This is a genomic window from Pseudomonas sp. CBC3 (assembly GCF_037967085.1).
GTDB lineage: Bacteria > Pseudomonadota > Gammaproteobacteria > Pseudomonadales > Pseudomonadaceae > Stutzerimonas.
Window position 1 is genome coordinate 332,340 of sequence record NZ_JBANEO010000001.1, and the last position, 23,745, is coordinate 356,084.

General features: G+C 61.8%; 23 protein-coding genes. 12 read left to right on the forward strand and 11 right to left on the reverse strand.

From position 1 onward, the window contains the following. The first annotated feature begins 14 nt into the window (after positions 1 to 14). From V6943_RS01580 to lnt, 6 genes are all read left to right on the forward strand, one after another. Positions 15 to 539 (forward strand): tetratricopeptide repeat protein, encoded by a 525-nt coding sequence (locus V6943_RS01580; RefSeq protein WP_131649707.1) that lies wholly within the window; start codon positions 15 to 17, stop codon positions 537 to 539. Positions 540 to 709: 170 nt separating this feature from the next. Beyond that, complete coding sequence (gene miaB, locus V6943_RS01585) at positions 710 to 2,038, forward strand: tRNA (N6-isopentenyl adenosine(37)-C2)-methylthiotransferase MiaB (RefSeq protein ID WP_131649706.1); 1,329 nt, start codon at positions 710 to 712, stop codon at positions 2,036 to 2,038. Between the two features lie 262 nt (positions 2,039 to 2,300). Beyond that, positions 2,301 to 3,308 carry a PhoH family protein gene (locus V6943_RS01590; protein WP_131649705.1) on the forward strand — a complete coding sequence of 336 codons (1,008 nt, stop codon included), beginning with the start codon at positions 2,301 to 2,303 and terminating at the stop codon, positions 3,306 to 3,308. A 31-nt stretch (positions 3,309 to 3,339) separates the two neighbouring features. Further along, complete coding sequence (gene ybeY, locus V6943_RS01595) at positions 3,340 to 3,768, forward strand: rRNA maturation RNase YbeY (RefSeq protein WP_218568018.1); 429 nt, start codon at positions 3,340 to 3,342, stop codon at positions 3,766 to 3,768. A gap of 38 nt (positions 3,769 to 3,806) precedes the next feature. Beyond that, positions 3,807 to 4,646 (forward strand): HlyC/CorC family transporter, encoded by an 840-nt coding sequence (locus tag V6943_RS01600; protein WP_131649703.1) that lies wholly within the window; start codon positions 3,807 to 3,809, stop codon positions 4,644 to 4,646. A 183-nt stretch (positions 4,647 to 4,829) separates the two neighbouring features. After that, positions 4,830 to 6,341 carry an apolipoprotein N-acyltransferase gene (gene lnt, locus V6943_RS01605; protein WP_340552410.1) on the forward strand — a complete coding sequence of 504 codons (1,512 nt, stop codon included), beginning with the start codon at positions 4,830 to 4,832 and terminating at the stop codon, positions 6,339 to 6,341. Between the two features lie 62 nt (positions 6,342 to 6,403). On the opposite strand, the gene V6943_RS01610 is transcribed toward lnt, so the two are convergent. After that, positions 6,404 to 7,177, reverse strand: a complete 774-nt coding sequence (locus V6943_RS01610) for a YdcF family protein (protein ID WP_340552411.1) — start codon at positions 7,175 to 7,177, stop codon at positions 6,404 to 6,406. Between the two features lie 69 nt (positions 7,178 to 7,246). Further along, positions 7,247 to 7,699, reverse strand: a complete 453-nt coding sequence (locus V6943_RS01615) for a hypothetical protein (protein WP_177493033.1) — start codon at positions 7,697 to 7,699, stop codon at positions 7,247 to 7,249. Between the two features lie 253 nt (positions 7,700 to 7,952). Between V6943_RS01615 and leuS the strand changes: the two genes are divergently transcribed. The 6 genes from leuS to lipA all read left to right on the forward strand — a co-directional run bounded on the left by leuS (position 7,953) and on the right by lipA (position 15,454). Further along, on the forward strand, positions 7,953 to 10,559 hold the full coding sequence (gene leuS / locus V6943_RS01620) for a leucine--tRNA ligase (protein WP_131649700.1): 2,607 nt from the start codon (positions 7,953 to 7,955) through the stop codon (positions 10,557 to 10,559). Between the two features lie 44 nt (positions 10,560 to 10,603). Then, on the forward strand, positions 10,604 to 11,209 hold the full coding sequence (locus V6943_RS01625) for an LPS-assembly lipoprotein LptE (protein WP_340552412.1): 606 nt from the start codon (positions 10,604 to 10,606) through the stop codon (positions 11,207 to 11,209). Between the two features lie 39 nt (positions 11,210 to 11,248). Further along, positions 11,249 to 12,277 (forward strand): DNA polymerase III subunit delta, encoded by a 1,029-nt coding sequence (holA, locus tag V6943_RS01630; RefSeq protein ID WP_131649698.1) that lies wholly within the window; start codon positions 11,249 to 11,251, stop codon positions 12,275 to 12,277. A 293-nt stretch (positions 12,278 to 12,570) separates the two neighbouring features. Next, complete coding sequence (arfA, locus tag V6943_RS01635) at positions 12,571 to 12,729, forward strand: alternative ribosome rescue factor ArfA (protein WP_131649697.1); 159 nt, start codon at positions 12,571 to 12,573, stop codon at positions 12,727 to 12,729. Between the two features lie 60 nt (positions 12,730 to 12,789). Beyond that, a complete protein-coding gene (locus V6943_RS01640) occupies positions 12,790 to 14,094 on the forward strand; it encodes a lytic murein transglycosylase (protein WP_340552413.1) in 1,305 nt (434 codons plus the stop codon). Between the two features lie 307 nt (positions 14,095 to 14,401). After that, on the forward strand, positions 14,402 to 15,454 hold the full coding sequence (lipA, locus tag V6943_RS01645; RefSeq protein ID WP_340552414.1) for a lipoyl synthase: 1,053 nt from the start codon (positions 14,402 to 14,404) through the stop codon (positions 15,452 to 15,454). 97 nt (positions 15,455 to 15,551) lie between these two features. Here lipA and lipB read toward each other — a convergent pair whose 3' ends face one another. The 9 genes from lipB to rsfS form a co-directional block, all read right to left on the reverse strand. Then, positions 15,552 to 16,208, reverse strand: a complete 657-nt coding sequence (lipB, locus tag V6943_RS01650) for a lipoyl(octanoyl) transferase LipB (protein WP_340552415.1) — start codon at positions 16,206 to 16,208, stop codon at positions 15,552 to 15,554. 61 nt (positions 16,209 to 16,269) lie between these two features. Continuing rightward, complete coding sequence (locus tag V6943_RS01655; protein WP_340552416.1) at positions 16,270 to 16,554, reverse strand: DUF493 domain-containing protein; 285 nt, start codon at positions 16,552 to 16,554, stop codon at positions 16,270 to 16,272. A gap of 60 nt (positions 16,555 to 16,614) precedes the next feature. After that, positions 16,615 to 17,772 carry a D-alanyl-D-alanine carboxypeptidase family protein gene (locus V6943_RS01660; protein WP_131649692.1) on the reverse strand — a complete coding sequence of 386 codons (1,158 nt, stop codon included), beginning with the start codon at positions 17,770 to 17,772 and terminating at the stop codon, positions 16,615 to 16,617. A gap of 61 nt (positions 17,773 to 17,833) precedes the next feature. Further along, positions 17,834 to 18,826: a septal ring lytic transglycosylase RlpA family protein gene (locus V6943_RS01665; protein ID WP_131649691.1), complete on the reverse strand. Its 993-nt coding sequence runs from the start codon at positions 18,824 to 18,826 to the stop codon at positions 17,834 to 17,836. Beyond that, positions 18,823 to 19,806, reverse strand: a complete 984-nt coding sequence (gene mltB, locus V6943_RS01670; protein ID WP_131650035.1) for a lytic murein transglycosylase B — start codon at positions 19,804 to 19,806, stop codon at positions 18,823 to 18,825. Before mltB ends, V6943_RS01665 begins: the two co-directional genes overlap by 4 nt. 47 nt (positions 19,807 to 19,853) lie before the next feature. Then, positions 19,854 to 20,957 carry a rod shape-determining protein RodA gene (rodA, locus tag V6943_RS01675; RefSeq protein ID WP_177493041.1) on the reverse strand — a complete coding sequence of 368 codons (1,104 nt, stop codon included), beginning with the start codon at positions 20,955 to 20,957 and terminating at the stop codon, positions 19,854 to 19,856. A gap of 38 nt (positions 20,958 to 20,995) precedes the next feature. Further along, positions 20,996 to 22,885 carry a penicillin-binding protein 2 gene (gene mrdA, locus V6943_RS01680; protein ID WP_131649689.1) on the reverse strand — a complete coding sequence of 630 codons (1,890 nt, stop codon included), beginning with the start codon at positions 22,883 to 22,885 and terminating at the stop codon, positions 20,996 to 20,998. Between the two features lie 16 nt (positions 22,886 to 22,901). Further along, the gene (rlmH, locus tag V6943_RS01685) at positions 22,902 to 23,369 is read right to left on the reverse strand and encodes a 23S rRNA (pseudouridine(1915)-N(3))-methyltransferase RlmH (RefSeq protein ID WP_131649688.1); all 468 of its coding nucleotides are present in this window, start codon (positions 23,367 to 23,369) and stop codon (positions 22,902 to 22,904) included. 9 nt (positions 23,370 to 23,378) lie between these two features. Beyond that, entirely contained in the window at positions 23,379 to 23,738 is a 360-nt protein-coding gene (gene rsfS / locus V6943_RS01690) for a ribosome silencing factor (RefSeq protein ID WP_021209688.1), read from the reverse strand. Between the last annotated feature and the right edge of the window lie 7 nt (positions 23,739 to 23,745).

Below are 23,745 nucleotides of genomic sequence, written 5' to 3' on the forward strand. Positions count from 1 at the left end.
AGGCGCTTTGATCCATGACTCGCACCGGTCGCAGCCTCGCCCTTGGCTGCCTGCTGCTTCTCTCGCCCATGCTGGCCATGGCGGGCGGCAATTCGCTGCTGATTCCCGCAACCTCACGCTGCGCCCTCAATACCGTGCCGGAAGAAATGCACGAAGCCCTGCGCGCGTGCGAGCGGGCCGCTGGCGAAGGCGATCTGCAAGCGGCATACGAGCTCGGCGAGTACCACTACGATGGCCGCCGCGCGCCGCGCGACCTGGCTAAGGCACTGCACTGGTTCGAGCAGGCATCGCTGCAGGGGCACGCCTTGGCTCAGCACCGGCTCGGGGTAATGTTCTTTCGCGGCGAAGGTGTGCCGGCCAACAACGTACAGGCCTATGTGGTGCTGAAGATGTCGGCGGTCAACGGCGCGGAAGACGCGCTAGACACCGCTGATCGCGTCTCCGCCCAGATGCGCCGCGACGAATTGGAAATCGCCACCCAAGTCTTGGGACAGATCTTTCGCGACTATTTGATGGATTTGCAAACGGCGGGCGAATAGCAAGCTGCAAGCGAATCAGTATTCGGGCCAGCGCCTAAACACGGTCAAGCTTTTCCGCTTTTACCTGAAGCCTGTGGCTTGAAGCTCTCCTTGTTCTTCCTTGCGCTTTTCTCGTCCCCGTCCTGCGCCTATAATCGCCGGTCATTTTTTGCACAACGCCGGCCCGTAACATGACCCGCAAGCTCTATATCGAAACCCACGGCTGCCAAATGAACGAGTACGACAGCTCGCGCATGGTAGACCTGCTGGGTGAGCAGCAACCCCTCGAAATCACTGCGAATCCGGCGGATGCCGACGTGATTCTGCTCAACACCTGCTCGATTCGCGAAAAGGCGCAGGAGAAGGTGTTTTCTCAGCTGGGTCGTTGGCGAGAGTTGAAACTGGAGAACCCGCAGCTGGTCATCGGCGTCGGCGGCTGCGTGGCGAGCCAGGAAGGCGCGGCGATTCGCGACCGTGCGCCCTACGTGGATGTCGTTTTCGGCCCGCAAACCCTGCATCGCCTGCCGGAGATGATCGACGCGGCGCGCACGACGAAACAGCCGCAGGTCGATATTTCCTTCCCCGAAATCGAGAAATTCGACCGCCTGCCCGAGCCGCGCGTTGACGGCCCGACCGCCTTCGTCTCGGTCATGGAAGGCTGCAGTAAATATTGCACCTTCTGCGTGGTGCCCTACACCCGTGGCGAAGAGGTCAGCCGCCCCTTCGACGACGTGATCGCCGAGGTGATTCACCTGGCCGAGAACGGCGTCCGCGAAGTGACGCTGCTCGGCCAGAACGTCAACGGATACCGTGGCGCAACCCATGACGGGCAAACAGCCGATCTGGCCGAGCTGATACGTGTAGTGGCGGCTATCGACGGCATCGACCGTATTCGCTACACCACCAGCCATCCGCTGGAGTTTTCCGATGCCCTGATCCAGGCCCATGCGGAGGTGCCGGAGCTGGTCAAGTACCTGCACCTGCCCGTGCAGTCCGGCTCGGACCGCGTGCTCGCCGGCATGAAACGCAACCACACCGCGCTCGAATACAAATCGCGCATCCGCAAGCTCAAGGCCGCCGTTCCGGACATCCTGATCAGCTCTGACTTTATCGTTGGCTTCCCGGGCGAAACCGATAAGGATTTCGAGCAGACCATGAAGCTGATCGAGGATGTCGGCTTCGATTTCTCCTACTCCTTCGTCTACAGCTCGCGCCCCGGTACACCGGCGGCGGATCTGGTCGACGAGACCCCGGAAGACGTGAAGAAGCAGCGCCTGGCGATCCTGCAACAGCGGATCAACCAGCAGGGCTTCGAAAACAGCCGACGGATGGCTGGTACCACCCAGCGCATCCTGGTCACGGACTATTCCAAGAAAGACCCCGGCATGCTCCAGGGCCGCACCGAGCACAACCGCATCGTCAACTTCCGCTGCGACAATCCCCGCCTGATCGGTCAGTTCGTCGAGGTTTACATCGACGATGCCCTGCCGCATTCGTTGCGCGGTAGTTTGATCGGCTGAATCCGGACCGAGTCGGCGCTATTGCGTTTCGGCCCTACGGGAAAAACCGGAGGGCCGATAAACCCGCCAGGCATGCGCGAAGCCAGCTCCGTTCGGCGGATTTCACCGCCCTGCGTCACCGCGACTTTTTCGTCCAGCCCTCCAGCTTCCAGCGTTTTTAATCATCTTTCGACTTTTTACAGCTGCTTTCGGCCGCTGCTTTTTTCGCTGCGCGGCGCTATTCTCACCCAACCCCTTATCAAAGCAGGTCAATCAAAAGCCCTTGAACGCCCCTACAGAGCCTCATCGTTTTACCCTCGAGCCCTTTGAAGCCAACCGCTTCGCCAATTTATGCGGTCAGTTCGACGAGCATCTGCGTCTGATCGAGCAACGCCTCGAGCTGGAGATCCGCAACCGTGGCAATCAGTTCGAACTGATTGGACCAGCCGATGTGGCGAAATCCGCCGAAAACCTCCTGCGCCGCCTATATCGCGAGACCAAGAGCACCGAGCTCTCGCCAGACATGGTTCATCTGTTCCTGCAGGAATCGGGCATGGAGGAGTTTGCCAATCCTTCCACCACGCCGAACATCTCGCTGCGCACGCGCAAGGGCAACATTCGCCCGCGCGGTGCCAACCAGCAGCGCTACGTGCAATCCATCCTCGACAACGACATCAACTTCGGCATCGGCCCGGCCGGTACCGGCAAGACATATCTGGCCGTCGCCTGTGCCGTCGATGCCCTCGAACGCGAGCAGATTCGCCGCATTCTTCTGGTGCGTCCGGCGGTCGAGGCCGGTGAAAAGCTGGGCTTCCTGCCGGGTGACCTGGCACAGAAGATCGACCCCTATCTGCGTCCGCTGTACGACGCGCTCTACGAAATGCTCGGCTTCGAACATGTGGCGCGATTGATCGAAAAACAGGTGATCGAGATTGCACCGCTGGCGTACATGCGCGGCCGGACGTTGAACAACAGCTTCATCATTCTCGATGAGAGCCAGAACACTACGCTGGAACAGATGAAGATGTTCCTGACGCGTATCGGCTTCGGCTCGACCGCCGTGATCACCGGCGATATTACTCAGGTCGACCTGCCCCGCGGCACCAAGAGCGGCCTGGCCCACGTGATCGAGGTGCTCAAGGACGTCAACGGCATCAGCTTCACTCACTTCAAACCCAAGGATGTGGTGCGTCACCCACTGGTGCAGCGCATCGTCGAGGCGTACGAGGCCTTCGAGGACAAGCAGCCCCAGCCGGGCAAGCGCAACGCCCAGGACCGCGACAGTGATTGAACTCGACGTGCAATGCGCCAGCAACCGCGCGATGCCTGATGAAGCGGACCTGCGCCGCTGGTGTGAGCTGGCGCTGCGCCAGCGCAGCGGGGATTCGGAGCTGACCATTCGCCTGGTCGACGAACCCGAGGGCCAGGAGCTGAATCGCACCTGGCGGCAGAAAGACTACGCCACCAACGTGCTTTCCTTTCCCGCTGATGTGCCGGACGGGCCGGGCGGCGTTCCGCTATTGGATATCCCGCTTTTGGGCGATCTGGTGATTTGCGTACCGGTAGTCGAGCGCGAAGCGGCCGAACAGGGCAAGACGCCGCAGGCGCACTGGGCGCATCTCGTCATTCACGGCTGCCTGCACCTGCTCGGCTACGATCACATCGACGACGACGAAGCCGAAGAAATGGAAAGCATCGAGCGCCACCTACTGGCGGAACTGGGTCATGCCGACCCCTACGCCACCGAATAGCCCGTACGGGCAACTGCAAGGACCATCGAGTCAAAGACATGAGCGAAGACCAATCGAGCAACGGGCAGAAGTCCTGGTTTGGGAAAATCACCCAGGCTTTTGCCCAAGAGCCGAAAAACCGCGAGGAGCTGCTGGAGGTCCTGCGCGGTGCCCATCAGAACAAACTGCTAGACAACGAAGCGCTGGCCATCGTCGAGGGCGCCATTCAGGTCGCTGATCTGCAGGTGCGTGACATCATGGTGCCGCGCTCGCAAGTGATGAGCATCCGGGCCGACCAGACGCCTAAGGAGTTCCTGCCGGCGATCATTTCCGCCGCGCACTCGCGCTATCCGGTCGTCGGCGACAGCCTCGACGAAGTGATCGGCGTACTGCTGGCCAAGGATCTGCTTCCTCTGATCCTGCAGGACGACCACCAGAATTTCGATATCAAGGACCTGCTGCGCCCCGCCACCTTCGTGCCGGAATCCAAGCGCCTCAACGTGCTGCTGCGCGAATTCCGCGCCAACCACAGCCATATGGCCATCGTCATCGACGAATACGGCGGAGTCGCCGGCCTGGTGACCATCGAAGACGTGCTGGAGCAGATCGTCGGTGACATCGAAGATGAGCATGACATCGAAGAAGACAGTTACATCCGCCCATTGCCCAGCGGCGACTTCTTGGTCAAGGCGCTGACGCCGATCGACAGTTTCAATGAGTTCTTCGAAAGCGAATTTCCCGACGAAGAATTCGACACCGTTGCAGGACTGGTCATGAGCACCTTCGGTCATCTCCCCAAGCGTAACGAAGTCACCGAGATCGACGGTTTCCGCTTCCGGGTACTGAACGCTGACAGCCGCCGGGTGCATATGCTGAGAGTCAGCCGGATCAGCGGCTGAAGCTGGAAGCTGGAAGCTGGAAGCTGGAAGCTGGAAGCTGGAAGCGAATCAGTCCCGGGATTGTTGTATCAGTGCCGTCAAGCTTTTCCTTCCAGCTTCAAGCTTTCGGCCTCAAGCTGCTTCTATCGTCCCGCCTCCAGCACTTCTGTCGTCTTTCAGATTTATCGTCTTTAAAGGATTCCGATGCACTGGATAACCCGCTCCGGCTGGCCGGGTAACCTGCTGGCGCTAGCCGCCGGCGCCCTGACAACCTTGTCGCTCGCTCCCTTCGATATCTGGCCGCTGGCTCTGCTGTCGATCGGATTGATCTACCTGGGCCTGCGCGAGCTGACACCAAAGCAGGCGGCTGGCCGTGGCTGGTGCTACGGCTTCGGCCTATTCGCCTCAGGCGTGAGCTGGGTTTACGTCAGTATTCATGACTTCGGTGCGGCGCCGCCTGTGCTGGCGGGCGCGCTGACGCTGGGCTTCGTCGCCGGCCTGGCATTGTTCTTCGCCCTGCTCGGCTGGCTCTGGTCGCGCTGGCTACGGCCACAACACGCGCCGCTACTCAGCGTCCTGACGTTCGCCGCGTTGTGGCTGGCGCTGGACGCGTTGCGTGGCTGGGCGCTGACCGGATTTCCGTGGCTCTATGCCGGCTACAGCCAACTCGACGGCCCCTTGGCGGCGCTTGCCCCGCTTGGTGGGGTCTGGCTGCTCAGCTTCGCCATCGTGCTGACGGCGACATTGCTGATCGAACTGCCTCGACTGTTTGCCCGTAAAAGTGCGCTGATCGGCTCGCTGGCGATCCTGGTGGCGCTCTGGGGCGGCGCGATGGGCATCGGACAACACGCCTGGACGCAGACCAAGGGCGAGCCGCTCACGGTTGCTGCAATGCAGGGCAACGTCGCGCAGAGCATCAAATGGGATCCGAAGAAACTCGAGATGCAGCTGCTGCTCTACCGCGACATGACCTTCCACAGCCGCCCTACCGACCTCATCGTCTGGCCCGAAACCGCGGTACCCATCCTTAAGGAGCACGCCGATGGCTACCTGACGATGATGAATCGATTCGCCCAACAACGACAGTCGGCGCTGATCACCGGGGTGCCGGTGCGCCAGCCCAACACCGACGGCGAACTACGCTACTACAACGGCCTGACCACCGCTGGCGATGCGCAAGGCACCTATCTGAAACAGAAACTGGTGCCCTTTGGCGAATACGTGCCCCTTCAGGACCTGTTGCGCGGCCTGATCGCCTTCTTCGATTTGCCGATGTCCGATTTTGCCCGTGGCTCGCCAGTGCAGGCATTGCTGCAGGCGAAGGGTTATCAGATCGCGCCTTTCATCTGCTATGAGGTCGTCTACCCTGAGTTCGCCGCCAGCCTCGCGGCACAGAGCGACATCCTGCTCACCGTCAGCAACGACGCCTGGTTCGGTCATTCCATCGGTCCATTGCAGCATTTGCAGATGGCTCAGATGCGCGCGCTGGAAGCCGGACGTTGGATGATTCGCGCCACCAACAATGGCGTCACGGTACTGATCGACCCGCAGGGCCGTATCGTCGAGCAGATTCCGGCATTCGAAGAAGCCGTACTCTACGGCGAAGTCACGCCCATGCAGGGACTGACGCCATACCTGCAATGGCGCTCCTGGCCGCTGATCATCGTTTGCGTACTGCTATTGGGCTACGCGTCGTTGAGGCGAAGAGGCCGCTAACAGCGCTGAGGCTGGTCAGAATCGTAGGGCGGATGCCCCTTTGCCCAGTCCTCCAGCGCTTTTTAATCATCCTCTTTTCCATAAAGAATCGGATAAACCAACATCCCGACGGCTTCGTTGAGCAGCATGCCGTTCTGCCAGACGGCTTTCGTTTCCGGCAACCAGCCACCGAACGGCCTCCCGTTGGGCACGCCAAGGAAGCCCACCGGTGCGGTGATCACCTGCAGACCGACCTGCTCGAAGCACCAGCGCGCCCGTGGCATATGCGAGGCCGAGGTCACCAGCACGATGCGCTCGATTCCGGCGGTCTTGAGCATCTGCGCGCTGTACACCGCGTTTTCCCAGGTGGTCCGGCTACGCTCTTCCAGCCAGCGTGTCGGCGTGGCGAAGTCGCGTTGCAGCGCTTCGGCGGCCAGCAAGGCTTCGCTCGGCGGTTGCCCATAGTGCAGGCCGCCGCTGGCCAGAATCGGCAGTCCCGAGGCCTTGGCCAACCGCGAGGCGTAACGCAGTCGCTCGAGCGCGATATGGCTGGGCTGGTCGGAGCCCCAACCTGGATCAGCCTGCTCGCGGCCAGCGCCGAGCACCACAATGGCTTGCGCCTGCTGTCCAAGATCGGCCCAATCGGTCCACTCCAGCGCCTGCTCGCGCTCCAATGCCCGTGCTGCCCATTCGACGGTCACCGGCAAGCTCATCAACCACAGCCCGCCGAAGCCGATCATGAAACAGAACGCAGCCAGCCGCGGCGCACGCCGCCGAAGCCACCAGGCGGCAAGCAACAGCAGAAACAGGCCGCCCGGTGGCAGCAATAGGTGTTTGAAGAAATAACGAATCGGCATACGCAGCTCCAGCACTCTGGTTGCTGCAACTTTACCTGCCGAGGCGTCCGCCCGGTAAGGCGGACGCCATCAATGCTTTGGGTAGGTATGCAACCGCTGCCGGGCCCTTAGCAATTGCGAACCGCAGGCTGGGCAGGCCACCGGACCCGCCCCGTCGGGCCAGGTCACACAAGCGCCGCATAGTGCGCAGCTCATGGACTGTTGCAGCGACACGGGCGCCTGTTTACTTCGCTTGCCCGAATGGTGGCGCAGCACGTTGCGCAGGGCCGGGCGCGCGGCCTGACGCTCCAGCTGCGCCTGCTCCTCGGCCGCGGCATGCCAGCCCGACAGCCACTGTGAGTCCTGCTGCAGATAAGCGCGGATCAGATCGAACTCGGCAGGCGTCAACCCGCCGACCTCCAGTTCGGTCGCGGCACCGGCATTACCGCCCGCAGCTCGTTCCGCCTCTTCCAGCGCCAGGGTCAGCCGCTGCAGCACACGCCCATATAGATTGCCCTCATCCGCCTCGCGCTCTCCACCCATGATTCACCTCCGTTCGTCCCGCCCCCTGTACAAGCGTAGCTCAGACTCGAACGACACCACCGTGAGCGACAAACGGGGCCCGCGTGGCTCCCGGCAAATGGGTTTCCCTCGGTCGCTGGGGGTCATGTATGCTACGGCGCTTCCATGCTTTCGCATCCAGCCCGTTACGCCGCCGTTCGCCAGTCTCGACCTGGCGTTGCCGCAGCCAGCCGCCGCTTCGCGAACAGCCAGCCCCTATTCAACGCCAGTAGCCATGCACGAACAGTATCAGCCCCGCGAAATCGAAGCCGCCGCGCAGTCCCACTGGGATTCGCAGAAATCCTTTGAAGTTAGCGAACAGCCAGGCAAGGACACCTTCTATTGCCTGTCGATGTTCCCTTACCCCAGCGGCAAGCTGCACATGGGCCACGTGCGCAACTACACCATTGGCGACGTAATCGCCCGCTACCAGCGCATGCAGGGCAAGAACGTACTGCAGCCGATGGGCTGGGATGCCTTCGGCATGCCGGCTGAAAATGCCGCGATGAAAAACCAGGTGGCACCGGCCAAGTGGACCTACGAGAACATCCAGTACATGAAGACCCAGCTCAAGTCGCTGGGGCTGGCCGTGGACTGGACGCGCGAAGTCACTACCTGCAAGCCGGACTACTACCGCTGGGAGCAATGGCTGTTTACCCGCCTGTACAAGAAGGGCGTGATCTACCGCAAGAACGGCACGGTGAACTGGGACCCGGTGGACCAGACCGTACTGGCCAACGAGCAGGTCATCGATGGCCGTGGCTGGCGTTCGGGCGCACTGATCGAGAAGCGCGAAATCCCGATGTACTACTTCAAGATCACCGCCTACGCCGATGAGCTGCTGGAGAGCCTGGACGAGCTGGATGGCTGGCCGGAACAGGTCAAGACCATGCAGCGCAACTGGATCGGCAAGTCGCGCGGCATGGAAATCAGTTTCCCCTACGATGTGGCGAGCATCGGCAACGAAGGCGTGATGAAAGTCTTCACCACACGCCCCGATACTCTGATGGGCGCCACCTACGTCGCCGTGGCCGCCGAACATCCGCTGGCGACCCTCGCCGCGCAGAAAGATCCTGAACTGCAAGCCTTCATCGACGAATGCAAGCGTGGCGGCGTGGCCGAAGCCGACATCGCCACCCAAGAGAAGAAAGGCCTGCCCACCGCCCTGCGCGTGCAACACCCGCTGACCGGCGAAATGCTGCCGGTGTGGGTCGCCAACTACGTGCTGATGAACTACGGCGAAGGCGCCGTGATGGCCGTGCCAGCCCACGACGAGCGCGACTTCGCTTTTGCGACCAAATACGATTTACCGATCAAGCCGGTGGTACGCACCAGTATTGGTGACCAGACGCCTGCACCGTGGAGTGACGCCTATGGCGAGCACGGCGAGCTGATCAACTCCGGCGAATTCGACGGGCTGGATTTCGACGGCGCCTTCGATGCCATGGAAGTCGCCTTGCAGAAGAAAGGCCTCGGCCAGGCACGCACCCAGTTCCGCCTGCGTGACTGGGGCATCAGCCGTCAGCGCTACTGGGGCTGCCCGATCCCGATCATTCATTGCGAAAGCTGTGGCGATGTGCCGGTGCCGGAAGACCAGCTGCCAGTGGTCCTGCCCGAAGACGTGGTGCCTGATGGCGCCGGCAGCCCGCTGGCGAAGATGCCCGAATTCTACGACTGCAACTGCCCCAGCTGTGGCAAGCCGGCCCGGCGCGAAACCGACACCATGGACACCTTCGTCGAGTCGTCCTGGTACTTCGCCCGCTACGCCAGCCCGAACTACGACCAGGGCATGGTCGACCCGAAAGCCGCCAACCACTGGCTGCCGGTCGACCAATACATCGGCGGCATCGAACACGCCATTCTGCACCTGCTCTACGCGCGTTTCTTCCACAAGCTGATGCGCGACGAAGGCCTGGTAACCTCGAACGAGCCGTTCAAGAACCTGCTGACCCAGGGGATGGTGGTAGCGGAGACCTACTACCGCACGCTGCCCAACGGCGGCAAAGACTGGTTCAACCCCGCCGACGTTATTGTCGAGCGTGACGCCAAAGCCAAGATCATCGGCGCCAAGCTCAAAAGCGATGGTCTGCCGGTGGAAATCGGCGGCACCGAGAAGATGTCCAAGTCGAAGAACAACGGCGTCGACCCACAGTCGATGATCGATGCCTACGGCGCCGACACCTGCCGTCTGTTCATGATGTTCGCCTCGCCGCCCGACATGAGCTGCGAATGGTCCGATTCCGGCATCGAAGGCGCCAACCGCTTCCTGCGCCGCGTCTGGCGTCTGGCCCATGCGCATGTCAGCGCCGGCCTGCCGGGTGCGCTGGATATGGCCGCGCTGAGTGACGAGCAGAAAGCCGTGCGCCGCGCCATTCATCTGGCGATCAAGCAAGCCAGTACCGACGTCGGCCAGCACCACAAATTCAACACTGCCATCGCCCAGGTGATGACGCTGATGAATGTGCTGGAGAAGGCCTCCGCCAGCAACGAGCAAGATCGCGCACTCATGCAGGAAGGGCTGGAAACCGTCGCCCTGCTGCTGGCACCTATCACACCGCACATTTGCCATGAACTCTGGCAACAGCTGGGCAAATCCGGCGCAGTCATCGACGCGCAATGGCCAACGGTCGACGAGTCCGCGCTGGTGCAGGACAACCTGACGCTTGTGGTACAGGTCAACGGCAAGCTGCGCGGCCAGATTGAAGTGCCGGCCAGCGCCTCGCGCGAAGAAGTCGAAGCCAGTGCACGCGCCAACGAGAACGTGGTGCGCTTCACCGAAGGCCTGACGATTCGCAAGGTCATCGTGGTGCCAGGCAAGCTGGTCAACATCGTCGCTAACTGATTCGCCTTGGCGCAGGACGCCAGGGCTGGCAAGGGGATAACAAGATGATCAAACGCAATCTGCTGGTAGCCGGTCTGGCCTTGCTGTTGAGCGCCTGCGGCTTCCACCTGCGTGGCACTGGCGAAACCAGCTTTGCCCTTGAGGAAATCAATCTGCAGGCGCGCAACAGTCATGGCGAGACCGCCAAGCAACTCGAAGAACTGCTCAAGGACAATGGCGTCAGGGTTCATCCTGGCGCGCCCTACACGCTTGATCTGGTGCGCGAGCAGAACCAGCAGCGCACCGCCAGTTATACCAGCTCGGCGCGCAGTGCCGAGTACGAGCTGACCAGCGTGCTAGCGTATGAATTCCGCGGCCCGCAGAACACCGTTCTGCTGCAGGACAGCGTCGAAGTGCAGAAGGTCTACGTCCATGACAGCAACAACCTGATCAGCTCGGACCAGGAAGCGAACCAGCTGCGTCAGGAAATGCGCCGTGAACTTCTGCAACAGCTGAGCATGCGAATCCGTGGCGTCACCCCCGCACAGCTGGACCAGCTGCAGCAGACCGCCGAGGCGAAGAAACGCGCCGAGGCCGAAGCCATCGAAGCACAGATGCGCGAGCAGGCCTCGAAACCGCAGCAATCACCCGTCGAACTGCCTATTCAGTGACCGATCGGGAGCCAGCTAGCGCTGGCTCTTGCCCTCGCGATGAAATTACCTCCCGCCCAGCTCGCCAAGCATCTACAAGGCCCTCTTGCGCCGGTCTACGTGGTCAGCGGCGACGAGCACCTGCTCTGCCAGGAAGCCTGCGATGCCATTCGCAGCGCCTGTCGCCAGCAGGACTTCAGCGAGCGTCAAGTGCTTAACGTCGAGACCGGCTTCGACTGGGGCCAGCTCATCGAAGCCGGCGCCAGCCTCTCGCTGTTCGCCGAGAAGCGCCTGCTGGAGCTGCGCATCCCCAGCGGCAAGCCCGGCGACAAGGGCGCCGCAGCGTTGATCGATTACCTCGCGCGACCTGCCGAGGACACCGTGCTGCTGATCACCCTGCCCAAGCTTGACGGTAATACGCAGAAGACCAAATGGGCCAAGGCACTGATCGATGGCAAGCAGGTGCAGTTTCTGCAGATCTGGCCCGTCGACGCCCAGCAACTGCCACAGTGGATACGCCAGCGCCTGTCCAGCGCCGGGCTTGCCGCCGATCAGGACGCGGTCGAGCTGATCGCAGCACGCATCGAAGGTAATCTGCTCGCCGCCGCCCAGGAAATTGAAAAGCTCAAACTGGTTGCCGAGGCGGATCGGGTCACGGTTGAAACCGTCCAGGCCGCCGTCGCCGACAGTGCCCGCTACGACGTATTTGGCCTCATCGATGCCGCTTTGCTGGGGCAGCCGGAGCACATCCTGCAGATACTGACGGGCTTGCGCGGCGAAGGCGTCGAGGCGCCGGTCATTCTCTGGGCCGTGGCCCGCGAGGTTCGCCAACTGGCCAACATCGCCCAGCAATACAGCCAGGGCGTGCCGCTGGACCGCGCCTTCAGCCAGGCCCGTCCTCCGGTATGGGACAAACGCAAGCCGCTGGTCAGCAAGGCTTTGCAACGCCACGATGCGGCGGGCTGGCAACGCCTGCTGATGAGCGCGCAGCACATCGATGAACAGATCAAAGGACAGGCCGAAGGCGATCCCTGGATCGGTCTGACAAATCTTTGCCTGCAACTGAGCGGAAAGGGGATCGGGGTTTAACCTATTCGGTACTGGCCGGCATCTGCCCGGCGCAGACGAGCCGAGCAAATTAGGCCCTCGGGTCATGTAGGGTCGATTACTACCCTGGCCTACAACCTTGACGGCCATCCACGCCACTCAGCAGCCGCCCCTCACGGCCGCATAACCACGCACCCACGCACCCACGCACCCACGCACCCACGCACCCACGCATATGACCCATAGGGCTGAACTTGTTCGGCCGCTTTTGCATCTGGACATTTTTTGCGCAACGCCTATGATGCGCCCGCTTCCCAATCGCAGAGGAACAGCCCATGGCAAAAAACCGCAAACGGCCGAACAAGGCCAAATCCCTAGTGGCGCAGCCGCTGTTTCGCAGCCGCCAGGAACAACCGAAAAAAGGTAAAGGTAGTTACCGCCGCGAAGCCTCCCAGTCCAACAGCTGGGAGGCTTCGGTCCTTCTGGCGGCCTGAAAAGCCAAGCAATTCAAAGCGTGATAAGGTCACGTGCCGATGACCTGTCGAGAGTGGTGCATGTTTTACGCCTTCGTTCCCGTACTGCTGTTGCGTACCCTGATTGCCGGATCAGCACTGAGCATCATGGTTGCCTGCGCCGCAGAGCCTGTCGAACAGGCCCCGGCAGAGCGCTCAAGCCAGCCAGTCGCGGCGCCCGCCACCGATGCCAGCGCAGCCGCACAGCCGCAGACTGCGCTCATGCAGCAGCAGACCTTCGCCGAATGGCGAGATGAATTCCGCAACGAGGCGCTACAAGCCGGCGTGTCCGCCGAGCTGTTTGATCGCGCATTTGCCGACATCACCCCCGACCCCAGCATTATTGCCGCCGACCGCAGCCAGCCGGAGTTCTCCCGTCCAGTATGGCAATACCTGGAAGGCGCGCTGTCGAACCAACGCGTGCAGGGCGGTCAGCGCCTGCTTCAACAGCACGCCAAAACCCTGGATGAGATCGAAGCGCGCTACGGCGTTGATCGCAACACACTCGTTGCGATCTGGGGGCTGGAGAGCAGCTTTGGACAGATCATGGGCGACAAGTCGGTGATCCGCTCGCTGGCTACGCTCGCACACGAAGGTCGCCGACCAGGGTTCGCCAAGAGCCAGTTGCTGGCGGCGCTGGACATCCTCGCGCATGGTGACGTCGAACCCTCTCAGCTACGCGGCTCCTGGGCTGGCGCCATGGGCCAGACGCAATTCATTCCGACCACCTATAACACCCATGCGGTGGATTTCGATGGAGACGGTCGCCGGGACATCTGGAACAGCTCGGCCGACGCGCTGGCTTCAGCCGCCCATTACCTTCAGGCGTCGGGCTGGCAAGCCGGGCAGCCGTGGGGATTCGAAGTCAAGCTGCCGGACGGATTCGATTATGCCCTCGCCGACAGCAGCCTGCGCAAGTCGCTGGCAGCGTGGCGCGCTCTGGGCTTGCGCGATGTGCCGACGGGTAATGATGATGCCACGGCCAGCCTGTTGCTTCCGGCGGGCCATCGCGGCCCAGCCTTCCTGATTCTGGATAACTTCCGCTCGATCTTGCGGTACAACAATTCGTCCTCCTATGCCTTGGCGATCGGGCTGCTCTCGGAGCGTTTCGATGGAGCCGGCAAGGTGCGTGGCAGCTGGCCGCTGGGCGAGCAGCCGCTGAGCCGATCGGAACGAGTGGAGTTGCAGGAGCGCCTGCTCAAGCAGGGCTTCGATCCCGGCACGGCGGATGGCATCATCGGCGCCAACACCCGCAGCGCCATTCGCGGATTCCAGCAGCAACTCGGCTGGCCCGCTGACGGCCATCCGACTCAGGAGCTACTAGGTCGGTTGCGGGCGGAGCCGTAGCGAGTATGGCCGAACTACTCGGCCATACCCTGCCCCGAGCCACTCATTTCTCCAGGCAGGTCACGCGGCTTCGGTAGCCCATTCCTGACCGGCAGTACCGCTTCTTAATAATTCACGTGGAGCGCTGGCCGCTAGGTCAGCTGCCGGGGATGAGCGCGGCATGCACATTGACCAGCCCCACTGGCGGCTGCCCACCGGGCTGGACTGCACGGTGCTAGACGGACTGAACGGTCAATGCCTGTGATAAACTGCGCGGCGGCCACGAGCCGCCTCGTCCCCGGAGCCTCTAGCGGAGCCCAGAAAGCCGATGTCCGATACCTCCCAGCCCAAAACCGTTGCCAGCGGCGAAAAATTCCGCACCACTCAGGGCATCACCGCGATCAAGGACGGGCAGAAACGCCGCGCCTCAAGCGAACCCCAAGTGTTCGAACCCAAGCCCAAGTGGCTGCGGGTCAAGGCACCCAGCGGCAGCCGCTTCGAAGCGGTCAAGCGCAATGTCGGCGAACACCGCCTGAGCACCGTATGCCAGGAATCCCACTGCCCGAACATGGGCGAATGCTGGTCCAACGGCACGGCCACCATCATGCTGATGGGCTCGGTATGCACCCGCGCGTGCCGCTTCTGCGCGGTGGATACCGGCAACCCCAACGGCTGGCTTGATCAGGAGGAGCCACAGAACACCGCCAAGTCTGTGGAGCTGATGGCGCTGCGCTATATAGTGTTGACCTCGGTGGACCGCGACGATCTGGACGATGGCGGTGCCGCACACTACGCCGCTTGTGTGCGCGCCATCAAGGAGCGCACCCCGCAAGTGGTAGTCGAGGCCCTGACCCCGGACTTCGACGGCGACCTGCAAGCCATCGAACGCGTAGCGGACTCTGGTCTGGAAGTCTTCGCGCAGAACGTCGAGACGGTCAAGCGCCTGACCCATGAAGTGCGCGACCCCCGCGCCGGCTACGAGAAGACCCTGCGCGTGCTGGAGCACGCCAAGCGCCATCGCCCTGAGATGCTGACCAAGACCAGCCTGATGCTGGGCTTGGGCGAAAGCGACGAGGAGGTGCTGCAGACCATGGATGACCTGCGCGCCATCGGCGTAGACATCCTCACCCTCGGCCAGTACTTGCAGCCGACCCGCAACCACCTGCCGGTCAAACGCTGGGTCAGCCCGGAAGAATTCAACCGTTTCCGCGATATCGGTCTGGAAAAGGGCTTTATGGAAGTCGCCGCCGGCCCGCTGGTGCGCTCCAGCTACCGAGCCGACCGGGTGTTCGAGAAGAACAACCTAGGCCTGGCCGCCCCGGTGCCAGTGCCGGGCCAGCCGTTCGACAGCAGCCTGATTCCGACCCTCAATCTGAACTAATCGGGCCGAACAACGCATGATCCTAGGCTTCGCCTGGGGCAGCGTTATATCCGCCATGCCCCAGTCACATTGGATAAGCGAGCGCCCGGCTTAGCCATCAGCCGTCTATTGCGCCCGTCAGCGTCTGCTGCCGCGCGTAGCCGAGGTGCCTGACCAGTTGTTCACGCAGGCGGGCACTGACCTCGGAAACCGCTATTGGCCCAGCGACCAGATCGGCCAACTGGGTCATGGCCATGCCGGCGTAGCCGCAAGGATTGATCCGCCCGAAGGGCTCCAGATCCATGTCCACATTGAGCGCCAAGCCGTGGAACGAGCGCCCGTTACGGATGCGCAGACCGAGCGATGCGATCTTTGCCCCCCCGACATAGACACCCGGCGCGTCGGGCTTGGAGATGGCCTGTACATCGTAGCTGGCCAGCAACTCGATGAGGCTCTGCTCGATACGACTGACCAGATCGCGGACACCTATACCTAGCCGTCTGACATCCAACAGGAGGTAGCACACCAGCTGCCCTGGGCCATGATAGGTGACCTGCCCACCCCGATCAGCCTGAATCACCGGTATATCGCCGGGTAGCAACAGGTGTTCGGCTTTGCCGGCCTGCCCCTGGGTAAACACCGGCGGATGCTGCAACAGCCAAATCTCGTCGCCGGTGGCGGGTCCGCGCTCATTGGTGAAACGCTGCATCGCCTGCCAGGCGAGCTGGTATTCCAGCAGCCCGAGCTCACGCACCCCGAGGATAGCGGCACTCATTGCTGAATACCGATACCGATCAGATTGTGTACATCGCTAGAGCTATACGAGCGGCTACGCATCAGAGCACCATGTGCACGCGGCCGGTCGCACGTAAATCGACATGGATCGACTGCAGTTGCTCGACACTGGTCGCCGTGATCAGCACCTGCACGGAGAGGAAACGTCCGTTGCGACTGTCGCGAGTTACCAGGGTGGTCTCGTCGAAGTTCGGCGCATGCCGCCGGATCACTTCTACCACCGCCTCGCTGAAGCCCTCGCCCGCCTCGCCGATCACCTTGATCGGATAGCGTTCGCAAGGAAATTCGATTTTGGGTGGCTGTGTTTCGCTTTTGCTTTCGGTCATGACGACGGACTCGTGATCCGCAAGCACGCCCGGCGGATAGCCGAGCGCGCTCAGGTGGTATCAGTTGAAGAGGTTGAAGAAGAACAGCCGAATGCTATCCCAGAAACGGCTGAACAGCCCACCTTCCTCCACGGCCTGCAGGGCAATCAGATCGGTGCTCTGCAGCACCTCGCCTTCGAGACTGACTTCGACCTTACCGACCACGTCGCCCTGTTGGATCGGCGCCGTCAGTTCGGGGTTGAACGTCAGGCCGGCCTGCAGCTTGTCCATCTGACCACGCGGAAGGGTGAGCGTCAGGTCATTTGCCAATCCGGCGCTGATCTGGTCCTGCTCGCCTTTCCAGACCCGCGACTGGGCCAGTTCGACACCCTTTTTGTAGAACGTGCGCGTCTCGAAGAAGCGGAAGCCATAGGTCAGCAATTTCTGCGTCTCGGCAGCGCGCGCCTGCTCGCTGTTGGTGCCGAACACGACGCTGATCAAACGCATGTCGTCGCGTACTGCCGACGCCACCAGGCAGTAGCCCGCCTCTTCGGTATGTCCGGTTTTAAGACCATCGACTGTCTTGTCCCGCCACAGCAGCAGATTGCGGTTGGGTTGCTTGATGTTGTTCCAGAAGAATTCCTTCTGCGCATAAATGCCGTAATGCGCCGGATCCTCATAGATGATTGCGCGAGCCAGCTTGGCCATGTCGGCCGCCGAGGAATAGTGATCCGGGTGAGGCAGGCCCGTGGCATTCATGAAATGGGTATTGGTCATGCCCAACCGCTGGGCCGCGCTGTTCATGAGATCAGCGAAGGCTTCCTCGCTGCCGGCGATATGCTCGGCTATCGCCACACTGGCGTCGTTACCGGACTGGATGATGATGCCGTGCAGCAGATCATCGACCGAAACCTGGGTGTTGACCTGGATGAACATCCGGGAGCCGCCGGTTCGCCAGGCTTTTTCGCTGACGGTGACCATGTCGCTTTCGGATATCTGACCCTTATTGATTTCCAGCGTCGCGATGTACGCGGTCATCAACTTGGTCAGGCTCGCCGGTGGCAAACGCTCGTCACCTGCATTTTCGACCAGCACTTTGCCGCTGGCCGCGTCCATCAGAACGTAGGATTTTGCAGCCAGCTGCGGCGGTGACGGGATGATCGGCGCGGCCCAAGCGGCGGGCGCGACGGCCAACACGACAAGGAGGAACAGGCGGTGCACGAAGGTGGTTGTAGTCATTGCGCTCTCAAAAGTGGTGTAGACAAAAACAAAACGGCGCTCGGCCAAGACATGGAATGGCTTAATCGCCACTCACACGCCGCGGATTTCCCAGATTGGCAAGGCGGACGCTCTGCTCCAGCTGCGCGGCCTCATCCGGCGAGTCGATCGGCCCGAGGCGCACCCGGTGCAAAACCTGCTCCTGATGAACCACCGAACTGACGAATACCGGTGCCGTAGTCATGCCGCTGAGCTTGTCGCGTAGCAGCTGAGCGGCATCTGGATTGGCAAACGCACCGACCTGCAAAAACACTCCCGACTGGCCTACGGCAATCGTGTTGCCGCGATCGACCTGCACCGGCAACGTAGCGCCGGCATGCTGCGCTGGCGGAGGAGTGTACTGTTCGACAGGCTGTGACAGCGAGCGACCAGCGGGCTGACCGGCGACCTTCTGCGGCTGCGCCAGTACCATCGGCGCAGACTGGCCGCGCTCGGCCCACCACTGCTCGGGGTCGATACCTTCGACCTTGACCCGGGCGGTTCCGGTCTCGGCATAGCCCAGTTTTTTCGCCGCCGCAAATGACAGATCGATGATCCGGTCCGAGTAGAAGGGGCCGCGATCGTTGACCCGCAGTACCACAGTTTTACCGTTGTCGACGTTGGTCACCCGGACGTAGCTGGGCAGCGGTAACGTCTTGTGCGCTGCGCTCATGCCGTACAGATCGTACTTCTCGCCGTTGGCGGTAGGCTGCCCGTGAAACTTGGTGCCATACCAGGATGCGGTACCGGTTGCCTGATAGTTGCGTCCATCACCGATCGGATAGTAGGTCTTGCCCAATACGGTGTAGGGATTGGCTTTGAACGGGCCGTTATGCGGCACTGGCGTCGCGTCGGGAATGGCCGAGACGTCGACGTCCCACCAGGGCGCGCCGTCCTTGTGTGGCCGTGAATAGTTATCGGGGCCGCTGATGCCCGTGCTCGGCGCAGGCGTCGAAGGCTGCGGCGGTGTCGGTGACGAGGCGCAGCCCGCCACGAGCGTGAGAACGGCAGATACCGCCAGCAGACGAGCAATCATTGCGCGCCTCGTGCCTGGGCCAGTTGCTCGGCAAGCTGATGCACTGCCATGGCGTACATCACGCTGCGGTTGTAACGCGTGATGACGTAGAAATTGGGCAAGCCTACCCAGTATTCATCACCTTCGGCGCCGTCCAGTCGGAAGGCGGTCACGGCCGTGTCGTCTGCGAGCTCCGCCTCGGTCTGCCACTGCCAGCCGAGCTGGCGTAGCTCGGCAGCATTCTTGACCGGTTCGAGTCCTTCGGTCAGGCCTTCACCGTGCCGCTCGCCGTTGACCGTAGCCTTGGCGACCACAGGTGCATCGGCTACCCAGCCGTGCTGCTTGAAGTAATTGGCGGCACTGCCGATGGCATCGACCGGATTCTTCCAGATGTCGATACGGCCGTCGGCATCGAAGTCCACGGCATAGGCGCGGAAGCTACTCGGCATGAATTGCGGTAGCCCCATCGCACCGGCATAGGAGCCAGTCAAAGCCAGCGGGTCGACCTGTTCTTCGCGAGCCAGCAGCAGGAATTCCTTGAGCTGCTGACGGAAGAATGGCTGGCGCGGCGGATAATCGAAGCCCAAGGTCGCCAGCGCATCGATGACACGATAGCTGCCGGTGTTGCGGCCATAGAAGGTCTCAACGCCAATGATCGAAACGATCACCTCGGCCGGCACGCCGTACTCCTGCTCTGCCCGCGATAGCGCGGCCTCATTTTCACGCCAGAAGTCGACACCCTGGGCCACCCGCGAATCGGTTATGAAGATCGGCCGGTATTCCTTCCAGGGTTTGACGCGCTCCGCCGGACGGGAAATGGCGTCGAGAATCGCCTGTTTGCGCTCTGCTTCGGCCAGTATTTCAACCAACTGCTCGCTAGCGAAGCCGTAGTCGTGAGTCATTTCACGCACGAATTCGGCAACCTTGTCGCCCTGATAGTCTGCCGCGAACGCCGTCGGAACTCCGCCAACCACACCGAACAGCCCCGCTCCGCAGAGCACTCGTGCCAACCAGCCACGTCGTAATGGATTCAAGAAATTCACTCTAATCAAACCTGCGCGATCCACTTGCGATGGGTGTGGATCGACATCAAAACCCCGAACCCTGATAGCAGGGTCACCAATGAAGTGCCACCAAAACTGATAAAGGGCAACGGCACCCCTACGACCGGCAGCAATCCGCTGACCATCCCGATATTGATGAAGACGTATACGAAGAACGTCATCGTCAGCGCGCCGGCAAGCAACTTGCCAAACAATGTCTGCGCCTGAACCGTGATGACCAACCCCCGCGCGATCAGCAGAAGATACAGCAGCAGCAGTAGACAGACGCCAACCAGGCCGAACTCCTCGGCCAGGACCGCAATGATAAAGTCCGTATGGCTTTCGGGCAAAAAATCCAGGTGCGACTGGGTGCCGAGCAACCAGCCTTTGCCAAATACCCCGCCCGAGCCGATCGCCGCCTTCGACTGGATGATGTTCCAGCCGGTCCCCAGCGGATCGCTTTCCGGGTCGAGAAAGGTATGCACGCGCTGCTTCTGGTAGTTATGCAGCACGAAATACCACATGCCGACAGCGATGGGCACGAGCGCCGCAATCGCGCCCAGGACCCAGCGCCAGCGCAGCCCGGCGATGAACAGCACGAAGGCACCGGAAACCAGCACCAGCAGCGAAGTGCCCAGGTCCGGCTGTTTGAGAATCAGCACGAAGGGCACCAGGATCAGGCACAGAGTGATGACGGTGTGCTTAATACCGGGCGGCAGTGCGCGGGTGGACAGGTACCAGGCAATGGTCATCGGCATGATGATTTTCATGAACTCCGATGGCTGAAAGCGAATCACGCCAGGAATGTTGATCCAGCGGGTCGCACCCATTGCCGTATAGCCCACGAACTCCACCGCCAAGAGCAACGCGACGACACCGAGATAGCCGAGCGGCACCCAGCGCGCCATGAAGCGCGGTTCCAGCTGAGCGATGACCAGCATGGCAGTCAGGCCTATGCCGAACGAGGAGGCCTGCTTGATCAGCAGATCCCAGTTCTTGCCGCCGGCCGAATAAAGAATGAACAGACTGCCCGCCGCAAGTGACAGCAGAAGCAACAGCAGCACGCCATCGATGTGCATGCGCTGCAACAAGGTCGCGCGGCGGCGCATCACATCGGTGGTGGACAGCGTGCGATCGAACGTCCCGCTCATGGTTCTTCCACCTCGGCCGTCAGTGGCGGCGCATACTCGGCTTTCAGTTCGCCCGCCTCGTTCAACAACCAGGCATCCATGACCTGCTTGGCAACCGGGGCGGCGACGCCAGAGCCGGACTCACCGTTCTCGACCATCACCGCTACCGCAATCTGCGGGTCATGCACCGGCGCGAACGCGACGAACAGCGCATGGTCACGATGCCGTTCGGCAAGTTTCTCGCTGTCGTATCGCTCGCCTTGCTTGATGGCGACCACCTGCGCGGTACCGCTCTTGCCGGCAATACGATAGCTGGCCGTATCGCCGACCTTTCTCGCGGTACCGCGCGCGCCGTGCAGAACCGCCACCATGCCGTCGATGGCAGCATCCCAGTAGTCCGGGTCACGCAACTCGATATCCGGCATCGGCTCCGGATCGACCGGGGACACGCCCTCGATGCTTTTCGCCAGATGCGGCCGAATCCACTTACCGTGAGTGGCCATCAAGGAGGTCGCCTGGGCCAACTGCAATGGCGTGGTCTGCATATAGCCCTGTCCGATGCCGAGAATGACGGTTTCGCCCGGATACCAGGGCTGGCGGTAACGGGCCCGCTTCCATTCCCGGGATGGCATCAGGCCGGCGGTTTCCTCGAACATGTCCAGCGACACACGCTGACCGATGCCGAATCGGGTCATGTATTCGTGCATCCGATCGATGCCCATCTTGTGGGCCATGTCGTAGAAGTAGGTGTCGTTGGAGCGATAAATCGCAGCCTCCAGATCCACCCAACCATCGCCGCCCCGGTTCCAGTTGCGGTACTTGTGCTTCACGTTCGGCAATTGAAAAAAACCGGGATCGAACACCTTGCTGCTTTCGGTTACCACCCCGGAATCGAGGCCAGCCACCGCCATCATCGGCTTGATGGTCGACCCGGGCGGATACAGGCCGCGCAGCACGCGGTTGAACAGCGGCTGGTCGATGGAATCGCGCAGTTCGCCGTAGGCCTTGAAGCTGATGCCGGTAACGAACAGATTGGGGTCGAAACTCGGCTGACTGACCATCGCCAGCACTTCGCCAGTTGCCGGTTGCAATGCCACCACAGCCCCACGGCGCCCCGCCAGTGCGGCCTCGGCTGCCTCTTGCAGATCCAGATCGAGGGTCAGGGTGATGTCCTTGCCCGGTATCGGATCGGTGCGTTTGAGCACCCGCAGCACGCGCCCGCGCGCATTGGTTTCCACTTCTTCGTAGCCCACCTGTCCATGCAGCGAGTCTTCGTAGAACCGCTCGATGCCGGTCTTGCCGATGTGGTGGGTGCCCGCATAATTGACCGGATCGAGCCGCTTGAGCTCCGCCTCGTTGATGCGCCCGACATAGCCGACCGAGTGCGCGAAATGCTCGCGCTGCGGGTAATGCCGGACCAATTGCGCTGCGACCTCGACGCCTGGCAGTCGGAACTGGTCGACGGCGATGCGCGCGATCTGCTCCTCCGACAGTTCGTACATGATCGGCACCGGTTCGAAGGGCCGACGCCCTTGCAGCACGCGCTTCTCGAACAGCTCGCGCTCCTCGCTCGACAACTCGAGCACCTCGACCACGGTATCCAGCGTCTTGCGCCAATCCTCGGCGCGCTCGCGCGTCACCGTCAGGCTGAAACTCGGTCGGTTGTCGGCAATGATCTTGCCGGTCCGATCGAAGATCAGCCCTCTGTTCGGCGGAATGGGCTGGACATGGACGCGGTTGTTTTCCGAGAGCGTGGAATGGTGCTGATACTGCACGACCTGCAGGTAATACAGACGCGCAATCAGCATGCCGGTGAGCAACAACACGAATGCCGCACCCACAAGCACGCGCTGGCGCACCAGACGGGCGTCCTTTTCGTGGTCCTTGAGGGGTATCGGCTGGGACATCTTGGGTTTGGCCGTACTACTTGTGGTAAGGGTGGCCCGACAGCAATGTCCAGGCGCGATAAATCTGCTCGCCGATCAGAATGCGTACAAGCGGGTGCGGCAACGTCAGCGGCGACAGCGACCAGCGTTGTTCGCTACGTGCGCAGACCTCGGGAGCCAGGCCCTCCGGCCCGCCAACCATCAGGTTGACGTTGCGCGCATCGAGCCGCCAACGCTCCAGCTCGGTCGCCAGCTGCTCGGTGCTCCAGGGTCGGCCCGTCACTTCCAGGGTGACGATACGCTCGCCGGGCTGCACTTTCGCCAGCATGGCTTCGCCTTCCTGGCGAATCAACCGCGCTACGTCGGCATTCTTGCCGCGTGTGTTGAGCGATATTTCATGCAGCTCCAGAGGCAGCTCCGAGGGCAGACGCTTGGCGTATTCATGCCAGCCATCCTCGACCCAGCGCGGCATCTTCGAACCCACCGCGATCAGCTTGATTCGCACGGATCTACCTTATTCCTGCTCACCCGCATGCTGGGCGCGGCTCTGTTCGGCGCCCTGCCAGAGGCGCTCGAGGTCATAGAACTGACGAGTCGGCACCTGCATGACATGAACGACGACATCGCCCAGGTCGAGCAGCGCCCACTCACCGCCATCCAGACCTTCGCTGCCCAGCGGACGAACGCCCTGCTCCTTGACCTTCTCGAGCACGTTATCGGCCAGCGACTTCACGTGGCGGCTGGAGGTACCGCTGGCGATCACCATGAAATCGGTGACACTGGTCTTGCCGCGGACATCGATGGTGGTGATGTCGGCGCCTTTCAGATCTTCCAGGGCGCTCACGGCCAGCTGGACCAACGAATCATTTTGCATAACTTGA

Excerpts from the sequence above, each read along its gene's own strand:
- V6943_RS01580 (WP_131649707.1), top strand. The coding sequence starts at position 15 with ATGACTCGCACCGGTCGCAGCCTCGCCCTTGGCTGCCTGCTGCTTCTC.
- miaB (WP_131649706.1), top strand. The coding sequence starts at position 710 with ATGACCCGCAAGCTCTATATCGAAACCCACGGCTGCCAAATGAACGAG.
- ybeY (WP_218568018.1), top strand. The coding sequence starts at position 3,340 with ATGCCTGATGAAGCGGACCTGCGCCGCTGGTGTGAGCTGGCGCTGCGC.
- V6943_RS01600 (WP_131649703.1), top strand. The coding sequence starts at position 3,807 with ATGAGCGAAGACCAATCGAGCAACGGGCAGAAGTCCTGGTTTGGGAAA.
- lnt (WP_340552410.1), top strand. The coding sequence starts at position 4,830 with ATGCACTGGATAACCCGCTCCGGCTGGCCGGGTAACCTGCTGGCGCTA.
- V6943_RS01610 (WP_340552411.1), bottom strand. The coding sequence starts at position 7,177 with ATGCCGATTCGTTATTTCTTCAAACACCTATTGCTGCCACCGGGCGGC.
- V6943_RS01615 (WP_177493033.1), bottom strand. The coding sequence starts at position 7,699 with ATGGGTGGAGAGCGCGAGGCGGATGAGGGCAATCTATATGGGCGTGTG.
- leuS (WP_131649700.1), top strand. The coding sequence starts at position 7,953 with ATGCACGAACAGTATCAGCCCCGCGAAATCGAAGCCGCCGCGCAGTCC.
- V6943_RS01625 (WP_340552412.1), top strand. The coding sequence starts at position 10,604 with ATGATCAAACGCAATCTGCTGGTAGCCGGTCTGGCCTTGCTGTTGAGC.
- holA (WP_131649698.1), top strand. The coding sequence starts at position 11,249 with ATGAAATTACCTCCCGCCCAGCTCGCCAAGCATCTACAAGGCCCTCTT.
- arfA (WP_131649697.1), top strand. The coding sequence starts at position 12,571 with ATGGCAAAAAACCGCAAACGGCCGAACAAGGCCAAATCCCTAGTGGCG.
- V6943_RS01640 (WP_340552413.1), top strand. The coding sequence starts at position 12,790 with ATGTTTTACGCCTTCGTTCCCGTACTGCTGTTGCGTACCCTGATTGCC.
- lipA (WP_340552414.1), top strand. The coding sequence starts at position 14,402 with ATGTCCGATACCTCCCAGCCCAAAACCGTTGCCAGCGGCGAAAAATTC.
- lipB (WP_340552415.1), bottom strand. The coding sequence starts at position 16,208 with ATGAGTGCCGCTATCCTCGGGGTGCGTGAGCTCGGGCTGCTGGAATAC.
- V6943_RS01655 (WP_340552416.1), bottom strand. The coding sequence starts at position 16,554 with ATGACCGAAAGCAAAAGCGAAACACAGCCACCCAAAATCGAATTTCCT.
- V6943_RS01660 (WP_131649692.1), bottom strand. The coding sequence starts at position 17,772 with ATGACTACAACCACCTTCGTGCACCGCCTGTTCCTCCTTGTCGTGTTG.
- V6943_RS01665 (WP_131649691.1), bottom strand. The coding sequence starts at position 18,826 with ATGATTGCTCGTCTGCTGGCGGTATCTGCCGTTCTCACGCTCGTGGCG.
- rodA (WP_177493041.1), bottom strand. The coding sequence starts at position 20,957 with ATGCGCCGCCGCGCGACCTTGTTGCAGCGCATGCACATCGATGGCGTG.
- mrdA (WP_131649689.1), bottom strand. The coding sequence starts at position 22,885 with ATGTCCCAGCCGATACCCCTCAAGGACCACGAAAAGGACGCCCGTCTG.
- rsfS (WP_021209688.1), bottom strand. The coding sequence starts at position 23,738 with ATGCAAAATGATTCGTTGGTCCAGCTGGCCGTGAGCGCCCTGGAAGAT.